The 3,305-nt window shown below is 51.7% G+C and carries 4 protein-coding genes; all 4 read right to left on the reverse strand.

Annotated elements, in window-relative coordinates:
- A partial coding sequence (locus Q0620_RS02905) for an AtpZ/AtpI family protein (protein ID WP_298783138.1) occupies positions 1-194 on the reverse strand: 194 nt, incomplete at its 3' end.
- A gap of 31 nt (positions 195-225) precedes the next feature.
- Positions 226-1,497 (reverse strand): glutamate-1-semialdehyde 2,1-aminomutase, encoded by a 1,272-nt coding sequence (hemL, locus tag Q0620_RS02910; RefSeq protein ID WP_298783139.1) that lies wholly within the window; start codon positions 1,495-1,497, stop codon positions 226-228.
- The gene (locus Q0620_RS02915) at positions 1,494-1,886 is read right to left on the reverse strand and encodes a cytochrome C oxidase subunit III (protein WP_298783140.1); all 393 of its coding nucleotides are present in this window, start codon (positions 1,884-1,886) and stop codon (positions 1,494-1,496) included. The genes hemL and Q0620_RS02915 overlap by 4 nt, the downstream gene beginning before the upstream one ends.
- A gap of 50 nt (positions 1,887-1,936) precedes the next feature.
- A complete protein-coding gene (locus Q0620_RS02920; RefSeq protein WP_298783141.1) occupies positions 1,937-3,178 on the reverse strand; it encodes an ArsS family sensor histidine kinase in 1,242 nt (413 codons plus the stop codon).
- Positions 3,179-3,305 lie beyond the last annotated feature (127 nt).

Consider the following 3,305-nt stretch of genomic DNA (forward strand, 5'->3'; position numbering starts at 1 on the left):
GCACGGTAAACATTCAAAAATGCCGCCGCGATGCCGATAGCGATGCCGAACCAGAGCAGAAGCAGCGAGCCCGTGAGGTGCCGCAGCCCAAGTCCGATCGCTACTCCGATGCCGATCGCTACGACGATTGAGATGCCTAGGCTGATGTCGCAGGCGCCCTTTACGATTTTGTTTAAATTTTTCGTTACTCTCATCTAAAATCCGTAAAATTTTAAAACGCAGCCCTTAAAGCACCGCCATCGCTTCATCCGCGGCGTTTAGCGCAAAGTCGATCTGCGCTTCATCCATCGTGGCACAGATAAAGCCCGTCTCAAACTGACTAGGCGCCAAAAATACGCCGCGCTTAATCATTTCGCCGTGGAATTTCGCAAAGCGCGCGGTGTCTGCTCGCAAGGCGCCGTCGTAGTCGCGCACCTCTTCGTCTGCGAAAAAGTAGCCGAACATCGAGCCTACGCAGGCGGTTTGCAGTGCGATGCCGCGGCGATTTGCTATGGCGCAAAGCCCGTCCGTAAGCCTGCTAGCAAGCTTCCCGAGCCTTTCGTAAAGGCCTCTGCTAGCGTAAATTTTACTTAGGCTAGCGATGCCCGCAGCCATTGCGACGGGGTTTCCGCTTAGCGTGCCTGCTTGATACACCGCTCCTAGCGGACTTATCATATCCATGATTTCGCGCTTGCCCGCAAATGCCGCCACGCTCATACCGCCGCCGATGACCTTGCCGAAGGTTACTAGATCGCCGCGGACGCCGTAAATGCCGTAGCTGCCTAGCTCGCTCGCGCGAAAGCCGCTCATTACCTCGTCGATTATCAGCACGATCTTTTTCTCGTCACACAGCGCGCGAAGTTCGGTTAAAAATTTAGGATCAGCGGGTACTAGGCCCATATTCCCTGCGATAGGCTCGATGATGATCGTGCCGATGTCGTTTTGCGCTAGGACGTCCTTTACGCTTTGTATGTCGTTGTATCTGGCTAGGTAGGTGTTTTTCGCGACATCCTGTGGCACGCCCGCGCTGCTTGCGTTGCCGAAGGTGCTTGCGCCGCTGCCTGCTTTGACGAGCAGGCTGTCGCTGTGGCCGTGGTAGCAGCCCTCAAATTTTAAAATTTTATCCCGTCCGCTAAAGGCGCGCGCAAGACGGATCGCGCTCATCGTAGCTTCGGTGCCGCTGCTGGTAAAGCGGATCTTATCTAGGAAATCAAAATTTTTTAGCACCAGCGAGGCAAGCTGCGTCTCAAGCGGGCTGGATGCGCCGAAGCTTAGCCCCTTTTTGACGGTCTGCACGACGGCGCGCTCAATGTCTGCGTCGGCGTGACCGAAGATGAGCGGGCCCCAGCTCTGCACGAAATCGAGATATTTTTTACCCTCGACGTCGTAGATGTACGAGCCCTTGCCGCGATCCACCATAAAAGGCTCGCCGCCGACGTTGCCGAATGCTCGCACCGGCGAATCGACGCCGCCGGGGATAAGTTTTTGTGCTGCTAAAAATTCGTCGTGATTATTCATTTTTTCTCCTTCTTTTTGGGTTGATTTATCGATTTTATATATTTGTAGATGATGATGATCTCGTTTTGCGTCAGGAAGTAGCTTGGCATCACGTCGCGCGAGCTGCTGATCCCGTCGGCGAGCTCCTGAAGCGAGAGATTGTTGATCGGCGGCGCGTTTAGGGCGCGCTCGTAGTAGGCGCCCGCGGTGCGGTTAAATTCTTTATATGTCGCGATCAGCGAGCCCTCGCCCCTCTCGCCGTGGCACTTGTCGCAGCCGATGCCGCGGGGGTTTTTATACAGCATCGCGCCGTACTCCTCGTCGGTGATGAAGCTCTCGGCTTGTGCGCCGCGAGGTAGAAAAAATATGGTCGCGTTTAAAAACAGCGCTAAAAATATGAAATTTCGCATCTTCTCGTTTCGAATTTTTGGCGCAATAATATAAAAAATGTGCTTAAATTTCATAACGCAGCTATCTTCTCTATCCCCTCGAAATAAAAGACGTTTAGCTCATCCTCCCTGCGGTAGAGGAATTTTAGCCCGTGCGCCTTGGCGATGTTATCGACGATGTAGAGCCCTAGGCCGAAGCTTTGTTTGGCGTTCGTGCCCTTGACGAAGGCCTCTTTGTAGTAGCTAAAGTCCTTCTGCAGCGGCTCGCCTAGCGTTATGAAGTCCATCGTTTGGGCGTCTAAGCGGATTAAAATTTTACCGTCTGCGGCGTATTTGACGGCGTTGTCGATTAAATTTTTCACCGCGACGCAAAAGAGCTTCAGATCGACGTTTAAGCTCAGGCCTAGCGGATTTTGCAGCGTGACGCAGCAGGGCTCGATCATCGCGATATTAAGCGCTTCTTTTAAAATTTCATCCATTGAAAAAATTCCGCGTTCGACTAGCGCCGTGCCCGCAGTCGCGCGCTCGACAGCCGCAAATTCGTTGATTAAGCTCTCCAGTCGCTCAAAGACGGAGATGAGGCGCTCCTGATTTTTACCGCGCTCGATCATCTCGACGGCAATGCGACCCTTTGTGATGGGGGTTTTGAGCTCGTGCATTATGTTTCGTAAAAACAGATGGCGTGATTCGTTAAGCTTATTTATCTGCGTGACAGCCTCGTAAAATGCGTGCGAAACCTCGGAAATTTCGTCGTTTCCCGCGCTTACGTCCTTGATCTGAAGATCGCCTTTAGCAAATTTATCGATCTGGCGCTTGAGCTTGCGAAGGGGGCGAATTTTGCGGATGATAAAGATATACGCAAGCAGGATGATTGCCAAAATGACGCCGTAGATCGCTTTGAAAATATCGTAGCGGTAGGGCTGATAATCCTTGTCGTTTAAAAGCCGCGTCTCGCCCGCGTGGGTGATCTTTAGGTAGTGTTTGCGTTTAAAAAGCAAGATGTCTGCAGAGCCGATGTCTGCGGAGATGCTATCTAAAATTTCGGCGCCTTTGATGATCTCATCGCGCTTGGCTTCATCGCGGATGGTCGAAAACTCGAAATTTGCGACCTGCCGTTCGTATTCGACATCGCTGATGAGCTTGCTCATCTGATATAGGTTCGCGCGCGCGACGATGGAGTACTTGGAGTTTAGCTCGCGGGTGTAGTTTTGCTGATCATAGCCGATGAGCCAGAGCAGAGCGAGCGAAACGCCCACGGCAGCGAGCGCGAAGATGAACGTGATGGTGTAAAAAATCGACGATCTTACTTTCATTAAATTTATATGATCCTTAAATTTTTAAAATTTCAAAGCTTTTAAGCTGCTGGCTTACTTTGCTTTGGCGCACGAACCCGTCCGACTTCGGATTTGTGGCATATCCTAAATACGCAATACGTTTATA

It is taken from the genome of uncultured Campylobacter sp. (assembly GCF_938017615.1).
GTDB lineage: Bacteria > Campylobacterota > Campylobacteria > Campylobacterales > Campylobacteraceae > Campylobacter_B.

Excerpts from the sequence above, each read along its gene's own strand:
- Q0620_RS02915 (WP_298783140.1), bottom strand. The coding sequence starts at position 1,886 with ATGCGAAATTTCATATTTTTAGCGCTGTTTTTAAACGCGACCATATTT.
- hemL (WP_298783139.1), bottom strand. The coding sequence starts at position 1,497 with ATGAATAATCACGACGAATTTTTAGCAGCACAAAAACTTATCCCCGGC.
- Q0620_RS02920 (WP_298783141.1), bottom strand. The coding sequence starts at position 3,178 with ATGAAAGTAAGATCGTCGATTTTTTACACCATCACGTTCATCTTCGCG.